Source organism: Pseudacidovorax sp. RU35E (assembly GCF_900156165.1).
Lineage (GTDB): Bacteria > Pseudomonadota > Gammaproteobacteria > Burkholderiales > Burkholderiaceae_C > Xenophilus.
On record NZ_FTMY01000005.1, the window covers coordinates 238,752 to 257,662 of the forward strand.

The 18,911-nt window shown below is 70.6% G+C and carries 19 protein-coding genes; 11 read left to right on the top strand and 8 right to left on the bottom strand.

Annotated features, from left to right (window positions below):
- The first annotated feature begins 18 nt into the window (after nucleotides 1–18).
- The 3 genes from BXA03_RS10980 to BXA03_RS10990 all read left to right on the top strand — a co-directional run bounded on the left by BXA03_RS10980 (nucleotide 19) and on the right by BXA03_RS10990 (nucleotide 3,591).
- Complete coding sequence (locus tag BXA03_RS10980; protein WP_076507276.1) at nucleotides 19–1,341, top strand: ABC transporter substrate-binding protein; 1,323 nt, start codon at nucleotides 19–21, stop codon at nucleotides 1,339–1,341.
- 154 nt (nucleotides 1,342–1,495) lie between these two features.
- The gene (locus BXA03_RS10985; RefSeq protein WP_076507278.1) at nucleotides 1,496–2,308 is read left to right on the top strand and encodes an ABC transporter ATP-binding protein; all 813 of its coding nucleotides are present in this window, start codon (nucleotides 1,496–1,498) and stop codon (nucleotides 2,306–2,308) included.
- A gap of 35 nt (nucleotides 2,309–2,343) precedes the next feature.
- Nucleotides 2,344–3,591: a phenylacetate--CoA ligase family protein gene (locus tag BXA03_RS10990; protein WP_076507280.1), complete on the top strand. Its 1,248-nt coding sequence runs from the start codon at nucleotides 2,344–2,346 to the stop codon at nucleotides 3,589–3,591.
- 69 nt (nucleotides 3,592–3,660) lie between these two features.
- Here the strand turns inward: BXA03_RS10990 and BXA03_RS10995 are convergent, their stop codons facing one another.
- Nucleotides 3,661–4,215 (bottom strand): type 1 glutamine amidotransferase domain-containing protein, encoded by a 555-nt coding sequence (locus BXA03_RS10995; RefSeq protein WP_076507282.1) that lies wholly within the window; start codon nucleotides 4,213–4,215, stop codon nucleotides 3,661–3,663.
- Between the two features lie 119 nt (nucleotides 4,216–4,334).
- Nucleotides 4,335–4,766: a MarR family winged helix-turn-helix transcriptional regulator gene (locus BXA03_RS11000; protein ID WP_076507284.1), complete on the bottom strand. Its 432-nt coding sequence runs from the start codon at nucleotides 4,764–4,766 to the stop codon at nucleotides 4,335–4,337.
- Nucleotides 4,767–5,004: 238 nt separating this feature from the next.
- Between BXA03_RS11000 and BXA03_RS11005 the strand changes: the two genes are divergently transcribed.
- From BXA03_RS11005 to BXA03_RS11015, 3 genes are read left to right on the top strand one after another with little or no spacing between them, the layout of a single operon-like run.
- Nucleotides 5,005–6,426, top strand: coding sequence for an FAD-binding oxidoreductase (locus tag BXA03_RS11005; protein ID WP_076507286.1), 1,422 nt, complete (start codon nucleotides 5,005–5,007; stop codon nucleotides 6,424–6,426).
- Nucleotides 6,427–6,473: 47 nt separating this feature from the next.
- Complete coding sequence (locus tag BXA03_RS11010; protein ID WP_076507288.1) at nucleotides 6,474–7,496, top strand: ABC transporter substrate-binding protein; 1,023 nt, start codon at nucleotides 6,474–6,476, stop codon at nucleotides 7,494–7,496.
- 14 nt (nucleotides 7,497–7,510) lie between these two features.
- Nucleotides 7,511–8,866, top strand: coding sequence for a cytosine deaminase (locus tag BXA03_RS11015; RefSeq protein ID WP_076507290.1), 1,356 nt, complete (start codon nucleotides 7,511–7,513; stop codon nucleotides 8,864–8,866).
- Here the strand turns inward: BXA03_RS11015 and BXA03_RS11020 are convergent.
- Complete coding sequence (locus BXA03_RS11020) at nucleotides 8,853–9,797, bottom strand: LysR family transcriptional regulator (protein ID WP_076507292.1); 945 nt, start codon at nucleotides 9,795–9,797, stop codon at nucleotides 8,853–8,855. The genes BXA03_RS11015 and BXA03_RS11020 overlap by 14 nt on opposite strands.
- A 123-nt stretch (nucleotides 9,798–9,920) precedes the next feature.
- On the opposite strand from BXA03_RS11020, the gene BXA03_RS11025 reads away from it, so the two are divergent.
- Nucleotides 9,921–10,577, top strand: a complete 657-nt coding sequence (locus tag BXA03_RS11025; protein WP_076507294.1) for an NAD(P)-dependent oxidoreductase — start codon at nucleotides 9,921–9,923, stop codon at nucleotides 10,575–10,577.
- Nucleotides 10,578–10,579: 2 nt separating this feature from the next.
- On the opposite strand, the gene BXA03_RS11030 is transcribed toward BXA03_RS11025, so the two are convergent.
- On the bottom strand, nucleotides 10,580–11,017 hold the full coding sequence (locus tag BXA03_RS11030; RefSeq protein ID WP_076507296.1) for a rhodanese-like domain-containing protein: 438 nt from the start codon (nucleotides 11,015–11,017) through the stop codon (nucleotides 10,580–10,582).
- Nucleotides 11,018–11,130: 113 nt separating this feature from the next.
- On the opposite strand from BXA03_RS11030, the gene BXA03_RS11035 reads away from it, so the two are divergent.
- The 3 genes from BXA03_RS11035 (at nucleotide 11,131) to BXA03_RS11045 (ending at nucleotide 14,613) form a co-directional block, all read left to right on the top strand.
- Complete coding sequence (locus BXA03_RS11035; protein WP_143476282.1) at nucleotides 11,131–11,502, top strand: hypothetical protein; 372 nt, start codon at nucleotides 11,131–11,133, stop codon at nucleotides 11,500–11,502.
- Between the two features lie 160 nt (nucleotides 11,503–11,662).
- The gene (gene gorA, locus BXA03_RS11040) at nucleotides 11,663–13,036 is read left to right on the top strand and encodes a glutathione-disulfide reductase (RefSeq protein ID WP_076507300.1); all 1,374 of its coding nucleotides are present in this window, start codon (nucleotides 11,663–11,665) and stop codon (nucleotides 13,034–13,036) included.
- A gap of 59 nt (nucleotides 13,037–13,095) precedes the next feature.
- Entirely contained in the window at nucleotides 13,096–14,613 is a 1,518-nt protein-coding gene (locus tag BXA03_RS11045) for an AMP nucleosidase (RefSeq protein WP_076507302.1), read from the top strand.
- A 12-nt stretch (nucleotides 14,614–14,625) separates the two neighbouring features.
- Here BXA03_RS11045 and BXA03_RS11050 read toward each other — a convergent pair whose 3' ends face one another.
- Together BXA03_RS11050 and BXA03_RS11055 are read right to left on the bottom strand one after the other, a co-directional pair.
- Nucleotides 14,626–15,576: a pyridoxamine 5'-phosphate oxidase family protein gene (locus BXA03_RS11050; protein ID WP_076507304.1), complete on the bottom strand. Its 951-nt coding sequence runs from the start codon at nucleotides 15,574–15,576 to the stop codon at nucleotides 14,626–14,628.
- A gap of 12 nt (nucleotides 15,577–15,588) precedes the next feature.
- A complete protein-coding gene (locus BXA03_RS11055; protein ID WP_076507306.1) occupies nucleotides 15,589–16,236 on the bottom strand; it encodes a glutathione S-transferase family protein in 648 nt (215 codons plus the stop codon).
- Between the two features lie 82 nt (nucleotides 16,237–16,318).
- Here BXA03_RS11055 and BXA03_RS11060 point away from each other — a divergent pair, with 82 nt between their 5' ends.
- Entirely contained in the window at nucleotides 16,319–17,215 is an 897-nt protein-coding gene (locus tag BXA03_RS11060) for a LysR family transcriptional regulator (protein WP_076507308.1), read from the top strand.
- 32 nt (nucleotides 17,216–17,247) lie between these two features.
- Here BXA03_RS11060 and BXA03_RS11065 read toward each other — a convergent pair whose 3' ends face one another.
- Together BXA03_RS11065 and BXA03_RS11070 are read right to left on the bottom strand one after the other, a co-directional pair.
- On the bottom strand, nucleotides 17,248–17,553 hold the full coding sequence (locus tag BXA03_RS11065) for a hypothetical protein (protein WP_076507310.1): 306 nt from the start codon (nucleotides 17,551–17,553) through the stop codon (nucleotides 17,248–17,250).
- A complete protein-coding gene (locus BXA03_RS11070) occupies nucleotides 17,550–18,878 on the bottom strand; it encodes a DEAD/DEAH box helicase (RefSeq protein ID WP_234983655.1) in 1,329 nt (442 codons plus the stop codon). Before BXA03_RS11070 ends, BXA03_RS11065 begins: the two co-directional genes overlap by 4 nt.
- Nucleotides 18,879–18,911: the final 33 nt, after the last annotated feature.

Genomic DNA, 18,911 nt, shown 5'->3' on the forward strand with positions numbered 1-18,911 from the left:
AACCAGAAGGAGACAACCATGAAGCTGAAATCCCTCGTCCTGGCCGCAGCGGCCTTCGCTGCCCTGGCCGGCACGGCCGGTCAGGCCCTGGCGCAGGCCAAGGAGCAGTTCTTTCCGTTGCTGGTCTACCGCACGGGGCCCTATGCGCCCAACGGCACGCCGTGGGCCAACGGCAAGCAGGACTACATCAAGCTGGTCAATGCCCAGGGCGGCATCAATGGCGTGAAGATCGCCTACGAGGAGTGCGAGACGGGCTACGCCACCGACAAGGGCGTCGAATGCTACGAGCGCCTCAAGGGCCGCCCCGGCGTGGCCGTGTTCGACCCGCAGGCCACCGGCATCACCTTCGCGCTGACCGACAAGGTGCCGCAGGACAAGATCCCGCTCATCACGCTGGGCTACGGCCTGGGCGCGTCGCAGGACGGGAATGTGTTCAAGTGGAACTTCCCGCTCATGGGCAGCTACTGGACGGCGGCCGACATCCTCATCCAGCACCTGGGCAAGAAGGAAGGCGGGCTCGACAAGCTCAAGGGCAAGAAGATCGCGCTGGTCTACCACGACTCGCCCTTCGGCAAGGAGCCGATCCCGCTGCTGCAGGAGCGCGCCAAGCTGCATGGCTTCGACCTGTCGCTGATCCCGGTGACGGCGCCGGGCGTGGAGCAGAAGTCGGCCTGGCTGCAGGTGCGCCAGCAGCGGCCCGACTTCGTGCTGCTGTGGGGCTGGGGCGTGATGAACTCCACCGCCCTCAAGGAAGCCGTGGCCACCGGCTACCCGCGCGAGAAGATGTACGGTGTGTGGTGGGCCGGCGCCGAGCCCGACGTGCGCGACGTGGGCGCCAATGCCAAGGGCTACAACGCGCTGGCGCTCAACACCTCGGGCACCGAGCCCAAGGTGATCCAGGACATCCTCAAGACCGTGCACGACAAGGGCCAGGGCACGGGCCCGCGCGACGAGGTGGGCTCGGTGCTCTACACCCGCGGCGTGATCATCCAGATGCTCACCGTGGAAGCCGTCAAGCGCGCTCAGGAACGCTTCGGCAAGGGCAAGGTCATGACCGGCGAACAGGTGCGCTGGGGCCTGGAGAACCTGGCGCTCGACCAGAAGAAGCTGGACGCACTGGGCTTCGCGGGCGTGATGCGGCCGGTCAGCACCAGCTGCCAGGACCACATGGGCTCCAGCTGGGCGCGCGTGCACACCTGGGACGGCGCCAAGTGGGGCGGCATGTCCGACTGGTACCAGGCGGACGAGGCCATCCTCAAGCCGCTGGTCAAGACGACCGCGGACAAGTACGCGGCCGAGAAGAAGCTGACGCGACGCGACACCGCTGATTGCGGCGCCTGAACGGCACCGCAAACTGCGGTGCTCGGCGCGAGCGCCGGTACTGAGGCACCCTCCCCTGCCTCTCCCGCCGGGCGGGAGGGGTGGCCTGCCAACCGGCTGGACGACGCGTGCGCATTTGATCGCCGTTCGCATCCCTGATGCCCGAAGGAACTTCATGAGCCAAGGCAATCCTCTCCTCGACGTCAACGGCATCGAGGTCATCTACAACCACGTGATCCTGGTGCTCAAGGGCGTCTCGCTGCAGGTGCCCGAGGGCGGGATCGTGGCGCTGCTGGGCGGCAACGGCGCGGGCAAGACGACCACGCTGCGCGCGGTCTCCAACCTGCTGGCCGGCGAGCGCGGGGCAGTGACCAAGGGCAGCATCACGCTGCGCGGCGAGCGCATCGAGGCGCTGTCGCCGGCGGCGCTGGTCAAGCGCGGGCTGGTGCAGGTGATGGAAGGGCGCCACTGCTTCGCGCACCTGAGCATCGAGGACAACCTCATGACCGGCGCCTACACCCGCACCGACGGCAAGGCCGCGGTGGCCGAGACGCTGGAGAAGGTCTATGCCTACTTTCCGCGGCTCAAGACCCGGCGCACCAGCCAGGCGGCCTACACCTCGGGCGGCGAGCAGCAGATGTGCGCGATCGGGCGCGCGCTGATGGCCAACCCCAGCATGGTGCTGCTGGACGAACCCTCCATGGGCCTCGCCCCGCAGATCGTGGAGGAGGTGTTCGCCATCGTGAAGGACCTCAACGAGAAGGAGCGCGTGACCTTCCTGCTGGCCGAGCAGAACACGCGCATGGCGCTGCGCTTCGCCAACTACGGCTACATCATGGAAAGCGGCCGCATCGTGATGGACGGCCCCGCCGAGAGCCTGCGCGAGAACGAGGACGTGAAGGAGTTCTACCTCGGCATGGGCGGCGCCGACCGCAAGAGCTTCCGCGACGTCAAGAGCTACAAGCGCCGCAAGCGCTGGCTGGCCTGAGCAATCCCACGCCCATCGAACCCGCGCTGTTTGCCATGACCGATTTCTACGACGACCTCGAGACCCGCTCGCCGCAGGCGCGCGAAGCCGCCCTGATGGCCGCGCTGCCCGCGCAGATCCGCCATGCGCAGCAGAAGGCGCCGGCCTTTGGCCGCATCCTGCAGGGCGTCGACGCCACCACAGTGAACATGCGGGCCGCGCTGGCCCGGCTGCCCGTGACGCGCAAGAGCGAACTGCTGGCGCTGCAGCAGGCCCAGCGGACGGAGGACGCCTTCGGCGGCTTCTCGGCCGTGCCGCGTGGGCCGGCGATGCCGCGCGTCTTTGCCAGCCCCGGGCCCATCTATGAACCGCAGGGCGCGCATGGTGACCACTGGCGGGTGGGCCGTGCGCTGTTCGCGGCCGGCTTCCGGGCGGGCGAGCTGGTGCACAACAGCTTCAGCTATCACATGACCCCGGCCGGGGCCATGATGGAAAGCGGTGCGCATGCATTGGGTTGCAGCGTATTCCCGGGCGGCACCGGCCAGACCGAGCAGCAGCTGGAGGCCATGGCCGATCTGAGGCCCGACGGCTATGCAGGCACGCCCAGCTTCCTCAAGATCCTGCTGGAGAAGGCGGCCGAGAAGGGCGTCCGCCTGCCGTCGCTGACCAAGGCGCTGGTCTCGGGCGAGGCCTTCCCACCGAGCCTGCGCGCGCATCTGGCCAGCCTGGGCGTGCAGGGCCTGCAGTGCTACGCCACGGCCGACCTGGGCCTGATCGCCTACGAGACGGAGGCCCGCGAAGGGCTGGTGGTGGACGAAGGCGTGCTGGTCGAGATCGTGCGCCCTGGCACGGGCGACCCGGTGCCCGAGGGTGAAGTGGGCGAGGTGGTGGTGACCACCTTCAATGCCGACTACCCGCTGGTGCGCTTTGGCACCGGCGACCTGTCGGCGGTGATGTCGGGCGTCTGCCCGACGGGGCGCACCAACCAGCGCATCAAAGGCTGGATGGGCCGCGCGGACCAGACCACCAAGATCCGCGGCATGTTCGTGCACCCCGGCCAGGTGGCCGACATTGCGCGGCGCTTTCCGGAGATTGCGCGCGCGCGGCTCGTGGTCGAGGGTGCGACGGGCGACGACCGCATGACACTCAAGGTCGAATGCAGTCAGGCGCCCGACGGACTGCATGAGCGGGTCGCCGCCGCCATCCGCGACGTGACCAAGCTGCGAGGCGATGTGCGCATCGAGCCCCCCGGCAGCCTGCCCAACGATGGCAAGGTCATCGAGGACGCGCGCAGCTACGAGTGAAAGCGCAAAGGCCGCCTGCGTTTCGTCAGGCGGCCTTTTGCGGCAGAACCCGGGCGGTTCGGTGGAGCGTCAGGCGTTAGCCACGGCCGCTGCGAACAGCTTCACCATTTCGCGGTTGAAGGCCGGGATGTCCTTGGGATTGCGGCTGGTGAGCAACTGGCCGTCGACCACGGCCTCCTGGTCCACCCAGCGCGCACCGGCGTTGGACAGGTCGTTCTTCAGGGAAGGCCAGGACGTCATCTGCTTGCCCCTGACGGCACCGGCGTCGATCAGCGTCCACGGGCCGTGGCAGATGGCGGCGATGGGCTTGCCCGCATCGGCAAACGCCTTCACGAGGGCGATGGCCTTCGGCTCCAGGCGCAGGGCGTCCGGGTTGACCACGCCGCCGGGTAGCAGCAGGGCGTCGAAGTCGTCGACCTTGGCGCCATCCAGCGCCATATCGACCGGGAACTTGTCGGCCTTGTCATGGTGGTTCCAGCCTTGCACCTGGTCCTTCATGGGCGAGACGATCTGCGTCTTCGCGCCGGCCTGGTCCAGCGCCTTGCGGGGCTCGGTCATTTCGACCTGTTCGAAACCGTCGGCGACGAGGATGGCGACCTTGAGGTCCTTCAGCGAGTCGGGCATGGATGTTCCTTTCGTGTGTGGGTGGGCAGTACGAAGGGTTCACCCTATGAGGATGCGGTCACCACCCCATCGGCCGGGGACCGCAACCCGTGTCGGACAGGTCGACGGGCAGCAGGCGCTCAGTACCGCATCTCGATCAGCCGTTCGCGCATGGCCTGCAGCGCCGTGCGCATCCGGTCCACCTCGGCCGGCGGGCACGCCGACAGGATGTCGTCCGTGAGCGAGCTCACCGCCTTCTCGGCCCGGGCATACAGCCGGCGCCCTTTGGCAGAAATGCTCACCACCACCGCGCGGCCGTCATGGTCTGCGCCGCCGCGGGTCACCAGGCCCCGCTCTTCCAGCCCGTGCAACATGCGTGTGAGCCGGGTCCGTTCATAGGCGGTCCACTGTGCCAGCTCCTGCATGGCCATGGGCCCGCGACTGTGCAGGGTGCCCAGCGTGCGCCATTCGGTGGTGAGCAGGCCGTGGGGGCGCAGCACGTCCTGCAGGGCGCGGTCGCGCCGGTACACCACCTGGGTGCAGAGAAAGAAGATGTGGTCTTCGAGTTCCATGGGGCCGCGCCTCCCGTCACGGCCTCGCCAATGTAGCCGCGGCGTCCGTGACTGCAAGCGCGTTGCGTGCATATGCACGCAGTGGCACGCTCTTTGCTCGAATTGACCTGACGACGTGTCCAGCCCAGGGTCCGTGCGCCAGATCCGTGCATGCGCACGCAGATGGCACCCGGCAAATTGAACCGCCCCGCAGCGACGGCGCCACAACCTCAACCGACTGTTTGTGGAGAAGCCACGCATGCATGACACCGCCGCCTTCCTGGCTGCGCTGGGCGATGTGCCCGCCATTTCCGATCCCGACATCGTCCGGCGCAAGAGCCGCGACATGACGGCCAACTTCAGCCCCGTGATGAAGGACGACGCGCTGCGCCACGTCGCCGACGTGCTGGTGCAGCCGCGCGACCGCGCAGACGTCCTGCGCGTGGCCTCGGCCGCGGCGCGCACCCGCATGCCGCTGGTGATGCGCGGCGCAGGCACCTGCAACTTCGGCCAGGGCATTCCGCTGGCGGGTGGCGCCATGGTCGACATGACCGCGCTCGACCGGGTGCTGGCCGTGGATGGTGCCCGCGTGCGGGCCGAGCCCGGCGCCCGCATGGCAGCCATCGACGAGGCCACGCGGCCCGGCGGCTGGGAGCTGCGCATCCATCCCTCCACCAAGCGGGTGGCCACGCTGGGCGGCTTCGTCGGTGGCGGCCATGCCGGCGTGGGCAGCTGTGCCTGGGGCATCCTGCGCGACCGCGGCAACATCCTCGGCCTCGAGGTGGTGAGCGTGGAGGAAGAGCCCCGCACCGTGCAGTTGCGCGGCGACGCGGTCAACCGCGTGCACCATGCCTATGGCAGCAACGGCATCATCACCGCCATCGACATGCCGCTGGCGCCCGCCTGGGCCTGGCGCGAGGCGGTGGTGGTCTTCCCGGAGTTCATGACGGCGGTGGAGTTCGCGCATGCGCTCGCCACCTCCGATGGCATCGTCAAGAAGCTGGTGAGCGTGCTGGGCGGGCCCATCTGGCGCATGATGCGCATGCTCAAGGAGCTGGGTGGCGCGGACAACGACGGCATGGTGCTGGCCATGGTGGCCGAGCCCTTCATGGAGGCCTTCGAGGCGCTGGTGGCCGAGTTCGGCGGCCATGTTGCCAGCCTGGCGGCCGAGGGCCAGGGCCCGTACCGCGTGCCCATCTACGAGCTGGCCTGGGGCCACACCCGCCTGCATGTGAATCGCGACCATCCCGAGGTGGTGAGCAACGTGGGCCTGTACCTGGACCCGGACCTGGTGGGCGCCATCCGCCGCAGCCACCGCCGCTTCGGCCATCTGCTGGGCATGCACTTCGAGGCCAAGCGCTTCGACGGCAAGCTGAGCTTCCAGGGCTCGCCCTTCTTCCGCTACGAAGGCGACGCGCACCTGGCCGAGGTCATGCGCGGCATGGCCGAGGACGGCGCCATGGTGGCCAACAACCACACCTTCCTGGTCAAGGAAGGCGGCATGAAGTCCGTCGACGCCGACGACCGCGCCTTCAAGCAGGCCATGGACCCGCACGGGCTGATGAACCCCGGCAAGCTGCGCTTCGACGAGGCCGCGGCCCGCGAGAGCAAGGGCGGTGACCTGCCCAGCGCCGGCTGGCGCTTCCGCGGGGCGCAGGCCGCCGAATCCGCCGACGCCTGATGCGCGCGCCCCTCCACATCCAACATCCCCGCCCGAGGACCTCTGCCATGAACGCTCCCCACACCCTCACCCGCCGCAAGACCCTCGCCGCCCTTGGCGGCGCGGCGCTCGTCTCCGGCATGCCTGCCTTTCTGCCGCGCGCCAATGCGCAGGGCCTGAACAAGGTGAGCTTCCAGACCGGCTGGCTGGCCCAGGCCGAGCATGGCGGCATGTACCAGGCGGCCGCCACCGGCATCTACAAGGAACACGGCCTGGAGGTGGAGATCCGCCCCGGCGGCCCGCAGGTCAACACGGTGCAGCTCTTCATGGCCGGCAGCTCCGACTTCGCGGAGGCCGACGGCTTCCGCGCCTTCGCCTATGCCAAGGACAAGCTGCCCGCCGTGGCCATCGCCGCCTACTTCCAGAAGGACCCACGGGTGCTGATGTCGCACCCGGGCACGGGCAGCGACACGCTGGCCGGCCTCAAGGGCAAGCCGCTGTTCGTCGCCACCACCGGCCGCCAGACCTACTGGCTGTGGCTCAAGGCCAAGTACGGCCTCACCGACGACCAGCTCAAGCCCTATGCCTTCAGCCTCGCGCCCTGGCTGGTCGACAAGCAGTCGACGGTGCAGGGCTACCTGACGAGCGAGCCCTTCAACGCCCGCAAGTCCGGCGTGGAGCCGGTGGTGCACCTGCTGGCCGACCAGGGCTTCGACAACTACGCCAGCGTGGCCATGGCCACACCCAAGATGGTCAAGGAGCAGCCGGAGCTGGTGCAGCGCTTCGTCGATGCCACGGCCAAGGGCTGGAAGAGCTACCTGAACGGCGACCCCGCGCCGGGCAATGCCCTCATCAAGAAGCACAACCCGCAGATGGGCGATGACGTGATCGCCTATGCCATCGGCGCCATGCGTCAGTACGGCATCGTCGAGACGCCCGAGGCACAAGCCGCCGGGGGCATCGGCGCGATGAGTGCGGCGCGCTGGCAACGCTTCTACGATGCGATGGTCGCCGCGGGTGCGCTGGCGCCCGGGCTGGACGTCAAGTCTGCCTACACGATGCAGTTCGTCGGCGGAAAGCGCACGGCCTGACTTCTTTCCTGCCCATGACCCACGCCTTCTTCCAGCCGCCCGAGGGCGGCACCTATGCCTTGCGCCAAGTGCGCGCACCGCGCTGCCTGATCGACGATCCGGCGGCCGACCGCCTCGCGCCCGCGGGCGACGGCGACCTGGTGGCGCTGGACCTCGCCATCGAGGCCGGCCGCATCGCCGCCATCGCGCCCGCCGGCAGCCTGGCGCCCGAGCGCGGGCCGCACCTGGACGACTCGCTGGCGCTGCCCTGCTTCGTCGACCTGCACACGCATCTGGACAAGGGCCACATCTGGCCGCGCAAGGCCAATCCCACCGGCGACGGCGCGGGCGCCTCGCGCGCGACGATGGAGGACCGCACGAAGAACTGGCATGCCGAGGATGTACGCCGGCGCATGGACTTCGCGCTGCGCACGGCCTATGCCAAGGGCGTGTCGGCCATCCGCACGCACCTCGATTCGCTGGCGCCGCAGGCCGACATCTCTTTCCCGGTGTTCCGCGAGATGCGCGAGCGCTGGGCCGGGCGCATCGCGCTGCAGGTGTCGTCCATCGCGCCGGTGGACATCTTCCTGGGCGACGAAGGCGTGCACCTGGCCAATGTGGTGGCCGAGAGCGGCGGCAACCTGGGTTGCGTGACCAAGTCGCAGCGCCATCCGGCCGAGGCCACGCCGCCCGAGATCGACGAGGGCATCGGGCGCCTCCTGACGCTGGCCACCGAGCGCGGCCTGGACGTGGATCTGCACGTGGACGAATCCACCGACCCGCGCGCCCGCTCGCTGATCCGCATCGCGAAGGTGGCACTGGCGCAGGGCTTCAAGGGCCGCATCCTGTGCGGGCACTGCACCTCGCTGGCGCTGCAGACCGACGAGTTCATCGCCGAGACCATCGCGGCCTGCCGCGCAGCCGGCATTGCCATCGTCAGCCTGCCCACCGTCAACATGTACCTGCAGGACCGAAGTCTGGAGGCCGTGCGCACGCCGCGCTGGCGGGGCGTGACGGTGATGCACGAGCTCAAGGCGGCCGGCGTGCCGGTGGCCGTGGCCGGCGACAACTGCCGCGACCCCTTCCATGCCTACGGCGACCACGACATGCTGGACACCTACACCCAGGCGGTGAAGATCCTGCACCTGGACCATCCCTTCGCAGACTGGATCCGCGCCGCCAGCGCCACGCCGGCGCAGATCATGGGCCTGGACGGCTCTGGCCTGCTGCGCGTGGGCAACCCGGCCGACCTGACGGTGCTGCGCGCGCGCAGCTATTCGGAGCTGCTGGCCCGCGCGCCCTTCGACCGCGCCGTGATCCGCGCCGGCCGCGCCATCGACACCACGCTGCCCGACTACCGCGAGCTGGACGACATCGTCATGCCGCGCTGAGCGGCGTCGACGGGGGCGCCGGTGCACCGGCATCGCGCACGCCCGGCAGCGCACGCAGGTGCGCGGCGATGGCCTCGATGGCATGCCGCACCTTGGCCGGCTGGCCGTCGCGCTGCGGCGTCACGGCCCAGACGGGCAGGGCGGGCGGCTGCCACTGCGGCAGCACGGGCACCAGCCGGCCGGTCTGGAGGTCTTCTTCCACATCGGCCCGCACGGCCAGCGTGAGCCCCAGGCCGCTGGCGGCCATCTGGTGCAGGCTGAGCTGGTTGTTGCTGGTCACGCGCACCGGCACGGTCTGCTCGGACTGCGCGCCGCCCGGGCCCGCGAGCGACAGCGCCAGCGTACGGCCGTCGCGCGGCGCGCCCACCCACTGGTGCGCGGCCAGGTCCTCCGGTGCGCGCGGCATGCCGGCGGCGGCGATGTAGGCCGGCGCGGCGCAGATCAGGCTCTGGAAGTCGCACAGCCGCCGCGCCGCCCAGCCCGAGTCGGGCAGTCGGCCGGCACGCAGAGCCAGGTCGATGCGCGCATCCACCAGGTCGATCAGGGCATCGTCCACCTGCAGGCGCAGCTGCAGCGCGGCATGGGCGGCCAGCAGGGGCGCCAGCGCGGGCGCCAGGTGCCGGGCGAAGCCGACGGGCGCCGACACGCGCAGCTCGCCCTCCGGCGCCTCGCGCGCCAGCGCCAGTTGGGCGCGGGCCAGCTCGGCCGCTTCGACCATGCGCTGGCAGTGCGTGGCGAAGCGCGCGCCGGCCTCGGTGAGCGACAGCTTGCGGGTGGTGCGATGCAGCAGCGTCACACCATGGGCCTGCTCCAGCGCGCGCAGTTGCTGGCTGACGGCCGAGGTGCTCACGCCCAGCCGACGGGCCGCGGCGCTGAAGGAGCCGCGACGCACCACCTCGGCAAAGAGCGCGAGCCGCTTGAGGTCGTCCATTGTGAAGCTGGGCTAAATGAAATTGTCTGGATTCTCAGACTTCTGGCGGAATCGTGAAGTAAATAAGCTTCGGGGCATCGTCATCCAAACGGTGCGTCTCCCGCGCCACGAAAGGAAAGAACCATGAACGTCGCCCTGATCGGCGCCACCGGCTTCGTCGGTGCCGCCCTGCTCGAAGAACTGCTCGCCCGCGGCCATCAGGTGCGTGCCCTGGCGCGTACGCCGTCCAAGCTGGCGGCCCGCGCGGGTCTCACGGTCGTCCAGGCCGATGTGCTGGACGCGGCGCAGGTCGCGAAGGCCGTGGCCGGCACCGACGCCGTGGTCAGCGCCTTCAACCCGGGCTGGGAGCACCCGGACCTGTACAACCAGTTCCTGGTCGGCAGCCAGGCCATCGCTGAAGGCACGAGGCAGGCGGGCGTGAAGCGCCTGGTCGCCGTGGGCGGCGCGGGAAGCCTGTTCGTGGCACCGGGCGTGCAACTGGTGGACACGCCCGAATTCAAGAACCACGTGCCGGCCAACGTGGTGCCCGGCGCGCAGGCCGCGCGCGACGAACTCACGCGGCTGCAGAAGGAAGAGGCCGCGCTGGACTGGACCTTCGTCTCGCCCGCGCCCATGCTGGCGCCGGGCGAGCGCACGGGCCGCTACCAGTTCGGTGGCGACGCCGTGCCGATGAAGGATGGCCAGCTGGCCGGCATCACCGCCGCTGACCTCGCCGCCGCCATCGTGGACGTGCTGGAGCAGGGCCGCTACGTGCGCGAGCGCTTCGTCGCGTTCTCCTGAGCTCAGTTCTGCCGCCAGGGCAGGCCGCGCAGGCGCCAGCCCCCCTTGTTGCCGCGGTGGGCGTCGCCATCTGCATCGCCCTCGAAGCCCTCGAGGATGTTGTAGGCCTCGATGCCCAGCTCGGTCGCCCGCCTGGCTGCCGCCACCGAGCGCACGCCGCTGCGGCACAGCAGCACCACCTTGCCGCCCGGAGGCACGGCCGCGCGCAGGGCGTCGTCGAAGCCGGCGTTCATCGCCATGCCGGGCCATTGCTTCCAGGCCACGGCCACGGCGCCGGGGACGAAGCCCACCCATTCGCGCTCGGCGTCGGTGCGCACGTCCACCATCACGGCCTCGCCGCTGGCCAGCCAGCGCGCCGCCAGCTCGGGCGTCACGTCGCCGGCATAGCCTTCGGCAGGGCGGGGCTGATTGTCATCGTGGGGGGCAGGGGCTTGGGTCATGGTCGGCGGTCCGCAAAAAGATCGGCTGCTATTGTTCCCCGAAGCCCGCGCGCCGCGCGCTTGCCGCCCTTTCCGGCCAACGGTCTGGCCTTTCCACGCGTTGAAAGCCAACCATGATCCTTCGCCCCCGCAGATCCGTTCCTCATGCGCTGCTGGCCCTCCTGATGGCCGGGGCCGCCACCCTGGCTGCGGCCCAGGGCACCGACACCCGCAAGCCCGGCCCGTTCGAGCGGGCGCAGCAGCAGCGCAATGCCAGCACGCCGTCGATGCGCGCGATCCAGCAGGGGGCGGACTTCAACACTCAGCAGCCGCCTCCGCCCGTGGTGCCGTCGCAGCCCCAGTGGCGCCCGCACCGCCCCCCGGTGATCGTGTACGAGGACAGCCGCTACGCGCCCTGGGGCAATGCGCCGCCGGCCGCGCCGCAGCAGCCAACGAGCCGGCAGGACACGCCAACCATCTGGTACGGCGGGCCGCTGCAGCAGTAGGCTGGGCAGGTGCGGAAATGCCCGTCGGTTGACAAACGACCGTTCGGGCTGAGCCTGTCGAAGCCGGGGTGCAGCCTTTCGATGAACGCAGCGCGGCATCGGGCCGCCTGAGCCCCGCCTTGGCTACAGTGGCGCCTCCCCCACCACGGAGACGCGCCGCATGGCCCCGTCCACCCCCAGCTTCGACTTCGACCTCTTCGTCATCGGCGGCGGCAGCGCCGGCGTGCGCGCGGCCCGCATGGCCGGCCAGCGCGGCGCCAGGGTGGCCCTGGCCGAATGCGCCGAACTGGGGGGCACCTGCGTCAACGTGGGCTGCATCCCCAAGAAGCTCTACAGCTATGCCGCCGGCTATGCCGAGGCCTTCGAGGAGGCGCCGGGCTACGGCTGGCATCTGGACGCCGCGCCGCGCTTCGATTGGGAGCGGCTCAAGGCCGCGCGCGCCAAGGAGATCCACCGCCTCAACGGCGTTTATGCAGGCCTGCTCGACGGCGCCCGGGTCACGCTGCTGCGCGGCTGGGCCCAGCTGGTGGATGGCCATACTGTGAAGGTGGACGGCAAGCGGCACACCGCCCGTCACGTGCTCATCGCCACCGGCGGCGCGCCCTTCCTGCCCGACGTGCCGGGCAAGGCGCTGGTGAATGTCTCCGACGCCATGTTCGACCTGCCCGCCTTTCCTCGCCGGCTGATGGTGATCGGCGCCGGCTACATCGGCTGCGAGTTCGCCTCCATCTTCCGCGGCCTGGGCGCGGAGGTGACGCTGCTGCACCGCGGCGCCCACATCCTCAACGGCTTCGACCACGACGTGCGCGAGTTCCTGGCCCGCGAGATGGGCCGTGCCGGCATCGACCTGCGCCTGAATCAGGAGGCCGCCTCCTTCACCCAGGGCAAGGACGGCGAGGTCGTCGCCACGCTGGCCCGCGGCCAGCGCGTGGCGGCCGACGTGGTGCTGGTGGCCACCGGCCGCCGGCCGCTCACCGCCGGCATGGGCCTGGAGGAGGCTGGCGTGAAGCTCGACGAGCGCGGCGCCGTGGTGGTCGATGCCGAGTACCGCAGCAGTGTGCCCTCGGTGCTGGCCATCGGCGACGTCTCCACGCGCATCCAGCTCACGCCGGTGGCGCTGGCCGAGGCCATGGTGGTGGTGGACCGCCTGTTCGGCGAAGGCCGCCGCACCATGGACTACGAGTACATCCCGACGGCCGTCTTCACCCATCCCAGCGTGGGTACCTGCGGCTACACCGAGATGGAGGCGCGCAGCCGGTTCGGCGAGGTGCGCATCTTCAACAGCGAGTTCAAGCCGCTGCGCCACACGCTCTCGGGCCGCGGCGAGCGCTGCTTCATGAAGCTGGTGGTCGATGCGAAGAGCGACCGCGTGGTGGGCCTGCACATGGTGGGCGCCGATGCCGGCGAGATCGTGCAGGGCTTCGCGGTGGCCATGCGCGCCGGCGCCACCAAGGCGGACTTCGACCACACCATCGGCATCCATCCGACGGCCGCGGAGGAGTTCGTGACGATGCGGACACCGACGGTCGGCTGACGGCCGCGTCGGCACCGAAGCGTCACGAGGCGCTGGCACGTGCATTGCAAAATGCCCGCATGCCCTACATGCCGCCATTCATCGCCCCCACCCGCTTCACCGACCCCGACGCGGCGCTGGCCCAGGTGCAGCGTATCTACCAGGAGGGCCTGGCGCACCTGCGCGAGTCGATGCAGCGCTTCGTGGCCGGCGAGACGCTGCCCGGCCGGGTGCGGGCCTGCTACCCCTTCGTGCGGGTGCACACCCATACCAACACCCGCTACGCCACGCCCGCCACCTCGGGCCTGAGCTACGGCTTCGTGGCCGGCCCCGGCCGCTACGAGACCACACTGAGCCGGCCCGATCTGTTCGCCCGCTACTATCGCGAGCAGTTCCGCCTGCTGCTGGCCAACCACCAGATCGAGCTGGAGATCGGCACCGGCAGCGAGCCGATCCCGATCCACTTCTCCTTTGCCGAGAACGAGCACATCGAGGGCAACCTGAGCGCCGAGCGCCGCGCCCTGATGCGCGACGTGTTCGACCTGCCCGACCTGGGCGCAATGGACGACGGCATCGCCAATGGCACGCACATGACGCGGCCCGGCGAGGCCGAGCCGCTGTCGCTCTTCACCGCCGCGCGGGTGGACTATTCGCTGCAGCGCCTGCGCCACTACACGGGCACGGCGCCGGAGTGGTTCCAGAACTTCGTGCTCTTCACCAACTACCAGTTCTACATCGACGAGTTCGTGCGCCTGGGCCACGAGGCCATGGACGACGAGGCGGGCGAGTACATCGCCTTCGTCGAGCCGGGCAACGTGGTCACCCGCCGCCGCGGCCTGACGGCGGAACAGTCGGGCGACCTGGCCGAGCGCATCAACGCGCTGCAGGGCACGCCGCCCGGGCGGCTGCCGCAGATGCCGGCCTACCACCTGGTGCGCGCCGACCGCAGCGGCATCACCATGGTCAACATCGGCGTCGGGCCGGCCAACGCCAAGAACATCACCGACCACATCGCCGTGCTGCGCCCCCATGCCTGGATGATGCTGGGCCACTGCGCCGGCCTGCGCAACACGCAGCAACTGGGCGACTACGTGCTGGCCCATGCCTATGTGCGCGAGGACCACGTGCTGGACGAGGAACTGCCGCTGTGGGTGCCCATTCCCGCGCTGTCCGAGATCCAGCTCGCGCTGGAGCAGGCCGTGGCCGAGGTCACCGGCTGCAGCGGCGCCGAGCTCAAGGCCATCATGCGCACCGGCACCGTGGCCACCACCGACAACCGCAACTGGGAGCTGCTGCCGGGCAACGAGCCGCAGCGCCGCTTCAGCCAGAGCCGCGCGGTCGCGCTGGACATGGAAAGCGCCACCATCGCGGCCAACGGCTTCCGCTTCCGCGTGCCCTACGGCACCCTGCTGTGCGTGAGCGACAAGCCGCTGCACGGCGAGATCAAGCTGCCCGGCATGGCCAACCACTTCTACCGCGAGCGGGTGGAGCAGCACCTGCGCATCGGCATGAAGGCCATCGACATCCTGCGCGCCGAAGGCACCACGCGGCTGCACAGCCGCAAGCTGCGCAGCTTTGCGGAGGTGGCGTTCCAGTAGACGCCGGGCGGCTCAGGCCACGGGTGCGACCCAGTGGCCGGTGCCTTCCAGGTACGGTGAAGGCCGGGGGGTGCTCCACCGCAGCGGCAGCACACCGCGGCGGCGCCAGCCGCGGTCGACCTGCAGGCGCAGCACGCGCGTGACGCCCTTGAAGCCCAGCGCCTCGGGCGTGCCCGTCAGCACCTGCGCCCGCGCCGACAGCTGCAGCAGGTCGCCCCGCGCGAAGTCCACGAACAGCAGCCCCGCCCATGGATGCAGCAGCAGGTTGCCCAGGGTGTTGAAGAAACGGTTGCCCTCGAAGTCCGGCACGGCCAGGCTGCCGTCCGCCCCGACCCGCACGAAGCCCGGCCGGCCCCCGCGGTGCGAGACGTCCACGCCCTCGGCCGCCTCGGCCGAGCCGGCGGCATGCGGATGGGCGCTGGCGATGAACAGCGTGTCGGTGGCCGCGATCAGCGTGCGGGCGTCATCGTCCAGTTCGGTCAGGGCCTCGGGGGCAGACGGACTCGATGCTGCAGTTCCGGGCAAGGCCTCACGGGCCTGGATGTAGCGCGGGCAGTTGCCGAAGCTCTGCCCGACGGCGAGGTCGAAGCCCTGCGCATCCAGCGCCGTCACCTGGCCGTTGAGGCGGTTGCGCCGCCGCGTGTGCGGCTCGATGCCGAGCAGACCCAACGGCACATCCGGCCGCAGCGCCGCCGCCAGCGGGTCCCCGGCCTCGGGCAGGGCGTCGATGCGCAGGCGGTGCGCATCGGGCGATTGCATGAAGCCCGGCGTGCCGGTCAGCAGGCTGGCCCAGGGGCGCTGCCGCTCGTCCAGGCTGCCCACCACCACGAAAGGCAACTGCGCGAAGAAGTCGCGGTGCTGCTGCGGCAGGTGGTCGCGGATGACCCGCGGCCCCATCGCGCCCAGTTGGGCGTCCACGCCCTCCTGGCGTTGCAGGGCGATCTCGCCGGTGTGGAAGCTCATGGTCGGTCCTTCTCAGGCGCGCAGGCCGATGGCCGAACGCGGCATGGGCAGGAAGCCGGGCAGGGCTTCGATGCGGGCCAGCCAGGCCTGCAGGTGCGGGTAGCCGTCCAGCGCGACATGGCCTTCGGGCGCATGGGCGACATAGGCATAGTGGGCGATGTCGGCCAGCGTCGGATGCGTGGCAGCCAGGAAGTCCTGCGTGGCCAGGTGCGCGTCCATGGTCTGGAGCAGCGCATGGGCCCGGGCGATGGTGGCTTCGTCCCGGGGGCGGCCCATCAGCATGTCGATGCGGGCGGCGGCCGGGCCGGAGGCGAGCGGGCCCGCGGCCAGCGACAGCCAGCGCTGCACCTGCGCGGCGCCGATCGGGTCGGTGGGCAGCCACCGGGCCGGCTGCGGTGCGTAGCGGGCGTTCAGGTAGACGAGGATCGCGTTGGAGTCGGCCAGCACCACGTCGCCGTCCTGCAGCATCGGCACCTGGCCGAAGCGGTTGAGCGCCAGGAAGGCGGGGCGTCGCTGCTCGCCGGCGCGCAGGTCCACCACCTGGCTGCGCCAGGGCAGGCCCAGCAGCGACAGGAACAGGCGCACGCGGTGCGCATGGCCCGAGAGCGGCGCATCGTGAAGAACCAGGGCGGGAACGGCGTGGGGTGTGTGATCAGGCATGCGTTCATTGTTTTTTGATGCGCTCGCCGGATCAATGCGAAAGCCTGGATGACACTGCTCCGATTTCCGGTGTAATCGCCGCATGGATCGACTCAAGGCCATGCAGGTGTTCGTGCGCATTGCGGAGCAGGGCAGCCTGACGCGGGCCGCGGATGTGCTGGGCAGCTCCCTGCCTGCGGTGGTGCGCACGCTGGCGGCGCTGGAGGCGCACCTGGGCGTGCGTCTCTTCCAGCGCAGCACGCGGCGCATCGCGCTCACCGAGGATGGCCGCCACTACCTCGACAGTGCGCGCGAGGTGCTGGCGGCTGCCGATGCCGCCGACCGCCTGCTGAGCCAGGAGGCGGGCACGCCGGCCGGCCAGCTCACGGTCACGGCGCCGGTGCTGTTCGGCCACATGTACGTCGCGCCGGCCATCGTGGGCTTCATGCGCGCGCATCCGCAGGTGCGCTGCCGCGTGCTGCTGCACGACCGGCCGGTGAATCTGGTGGAAGAGGGCATCGACGTGGGCATCCGCATCAGCCCGCTGGAGGATTCATCGCTGGTGGCGCAGCAACTCGGCACCATCCGTCGCGTGGTGGTGGCCAGCCCCGCGCTGCTGAGCGAGCGCGGGTTGCCGCAGCACCCGCGCGACTTGGCGGGCGCGCCGGCCGTGCGCGGGCAGCTCGACGGCGCGCCCCACTGGTCCTTCGACCAACCGGGCCGGCGCACGCCGCTGCAGGTGCCGCTGGACGTGCGGCTGGCCTTCAACCACATCGCACCGGCCGTGGAGGCCTGCGCCGCGGGCATGGGCTTCGGCCGCTTCTTCTCCTACCAGGTGCTGGGCCATGTGCGGGACGGACGCCTGCAGAGGGTGCTGGAAGACTTCGAGCCCGCACCGCGGCCGGTGAGCGTGATCTATCCGCATGCGCGCCACCTGCCGGCACGCACCCGGGCCTTCGTCGCCTGGATGAAGAAGACGTTCGAGGGTCTTCGGCTCTGAAGCACTGACCGGCGGCGTCACCGCCGGGCCGCTCAGTTCACCGCGTCGCCGAACTCCGCCAGAAAGGCTTCTGCAAAGGCAGCGCTGCCCGTGATCGACAGGTGGAAGCTGCGCAGCGCCGGCCCTTCCTGCCGCTCGGCCAGGTCGGCGTCCCAGTCGCCGCCTTCCTCCACCGGGCCGCGGCGGCCGCGGAAGCGGCGTGCGGCCCAGCCCATCACCGTCTCGATCTCGGCGCGCACCGCGGCCTCGCGCTCGGGGCCGACGGTGGCCAGGGCCTCGAACAGGCTGCTGTCGTCGTCGCCTTCGCTGTGGTCGAAGAGCAGGTAGTCCAGCGTCATGGCTGCGTGCCCTCGGACGCAGAGGGCGCCGAGGGCGCAGCGGTGGCCGCCGCGTCAACCGCGGGAGAGCCGCTGGACGCCTTGCCTGCCGCGGCGCGCAGCTTGTCCTTCTTGTTCGGCCGCTTTCCCTTGATGCCGCCACCGGCTGCCGGTGCATCGGCCGGCGCGGCTTGTTGCGGCTCGAAGCCCGCGACCTGCTCGCGCGGCACGCGCAAGCCCTGGCGCTTTTCGATCAGGCGGAAATGCGCCTCGGCCGCGGCCGGCACGAAGCTCACGGCCACGCCGCTGGCGCCTGCGCGGCCCGTGCGGCCGATGCGGTGCACATGGTCGGTGGGCGAACGGGCCAAGTCGTGGTTGACCACGGCCGGCAGCTGCGCGATGTCGATGCCGCGCGCCGCCAGGTCGGTGGCCACCAGCACCTGCAGCCGGCCGGCCTTGAAGTCTGCCAGCACCTGCGTGCGCTTGCCCTGGCCCAGCATGCCGTGCAGCGGCTCGGCCGCGAGGCCGCCCTTGCGCAGCTTGTCGGCCACGGTCTCGCAGGCATGCTTGGTGGCCACGAACACCAGCACCTGCGGCCAGCCCTCGGTGGCGATCAGGTGGCGCAGCAACGCGGTGCGCCGGCTCTCGTCCACCGCGATGGCGCGCTGGGCGATCTGCGGCAGCTCGGCCACGGGCGCGGGTGCCGTCACGGCCACGGAATCGCGCAGCAGCACATCGGCCAGTTGCACGGTACGCGGCGCGAAGGTGGCGGAGAAGAGCAGGTTCTGGCGTTGTGCCGGCAGCTCGTCGAGGATGGCCTGCAGCTCTTCGGCAAAGCCCAGGTCCAGGAGCCGGTCGGCCTCGTCCAGCACCAGCACGGCGCAGTCCGAAAGGCGTAGCGCGTTGTGCCGCGCCAGGTCGAGCACGCGGCCCGGTGTGCCGATCACCAGGTCGGCGCCGCCGCGCAGGGCCATCAGTTGCGGGTTGATCGAGACGCCGCCGATGGCACGCACCACCTTTGGCCGCTCCGGCAGCGTCGCGGCCAGCTGGGCCACGGTGTCGGCCACCTGCACCGCCAGCTCGCGCGTGGGGACCAGCACCAGCGTGTGCAGGGCGCGGCGTGAGCGGTGGCGCGGTGCCTCGTGCCAGCGCTGCAGCAACGGCAGCACGAAGGCGGCCGTCTTGCCCGAGCCGGTGTGGGCCATGGCGCGCAGGTCGCGGCCCTGCAGCACCACCGGAATGGCCAGGGCCTGGATGGGCGTGGGGACGGCATAGCCCTGCTCGGCCGTGGCCTTCAGGAGTTCAGGGCGCAGGCCCAGGTCGGCGTAGGTGGGGGAGGAGGACACGATGCGAAAGGCCGGAAGAGCGCCGAGGAAGGG

Coding starts and splice junctions, on each gene's coding strand:
- BXA03_RS11000 (WP_076507284.1), bottom strand. CDS start 4,766: ATGGAACTCGAAGACCACATCTTCTTTCTCTGCACCCAGGTGGTGTAC.
- BXA03_RS10995 (WP_076507282.1), bottom strand. CDS start 4,215: ATGCCCGACTCGCTGAAGGACCTCAAGGTCGCCATCCTCGTCGCCGAC.
- BXA03_RS11055 (WP_076507306.1), bottom strand. CDS start 16,236: ATGCCTGATCACACACCCCACGCCGTTCCCGCCCTGGTTCTTCACGAT.
- BXA03_RS11035 (WP_143476282.1), top strand. CDS start 11,131: ATGATCCTTCGCCCCCGCAGATCCGTTCCTCATGCGCTGCTGGCCCTC.
- BXA03_RS11025 (WP_076507294.1), top strand. CDS start 9,921: ATGAACGTCGCCCTGATCGGCGCCACCGGCTTCGTCGGTGCCGCCCTG.
- BXA03_RS11005 (WP_076507286.1), top strand. CDS start 5,005: ATGCATGACACCGCCGCCTTCCTGGCTGCGCTGGGCGATGTGCCCGCC.
- BXA03_RS11065 (WP_076507310.1), bottom strand. CDS start 17,553: ATGACGCTGGACTACCTGCTCTTCGACCACAGCGAAGGCGACGACGAC.
- BXA03_RS11015 (WP_076507290.1), top strand. CDS start 7,511: ATGACCCACGCCTTCTTCCAGCCGCCCGAGGGCGGCACCTATGCCTTG.
- BXA03_RS10990 (WP_076507280.1), top strand. CDS start 2,344: ATGACCGATTTCTACGACGACCTCGAGACCCGCTCGCCGCAGGCGCGC.
- BXA03_RS11045 (WP_076507302.1), top strand. CDS start 13,096: ATGCCCTACATGCCGCCATTCATCGCCCCCACCCGCTTCACCGACCCC.
- BXA03_RS10980 (WP_076507276.1), top strand. CDS start 19: ATGAAGCTGAAATCCCTCGTCCTGGCCGCAGCGGCCTTCGCTGCCCTG.
- BXA03_RS11020 (WP_076507292.1), bottom strand. CDS start 9,797: ATGGACGACCTCAAGCGGCTCGCGCTCTTTGCCGAGGTGGTGCGTCGC.
- BXA03_RS10985 (WP_076507278.1), top strand. CDS start 1,496: ATGAGCCAAGGCAATCCTCTCCTCGACGTCAACGGCATCGAGGTCATC.
- BXA03_RS11030 (WP_076507296.1), bottom strand. CDS start 11,017: ATGACCCAAGCCCCTGCCCCCCACGATGACAATCAGCCCCGCCCTGCC.
- gorA (WP_076507300.1), top strand. CDS start 11,663: ATGGCCCCGTCCACCCCCAGCTTCGACTTCGACCTCTTCGTCATCGGC.
- BXA03_RS11050 (WP_076507304.1), bottom strand. CDS start 15,576: ATGAGCTTCCACACCGGCGAGATCGCCCTGCAACGCCAGGAGGGCGTG.
- BXA03_RS11060 (WP_076507308.1), top strand. CDS start 16,319: ATGGATCGACTCAAGGCCATGCAGGTGTTCGTGCGCATTGCGGAGCAG.
- BXA03_RS11010 (WP_076507288.1), top strand. CDS start 6,474: ATGAACGCTCCCCACACCCTCACCCGCCGCAAGACCCTCGCCGCCCTT.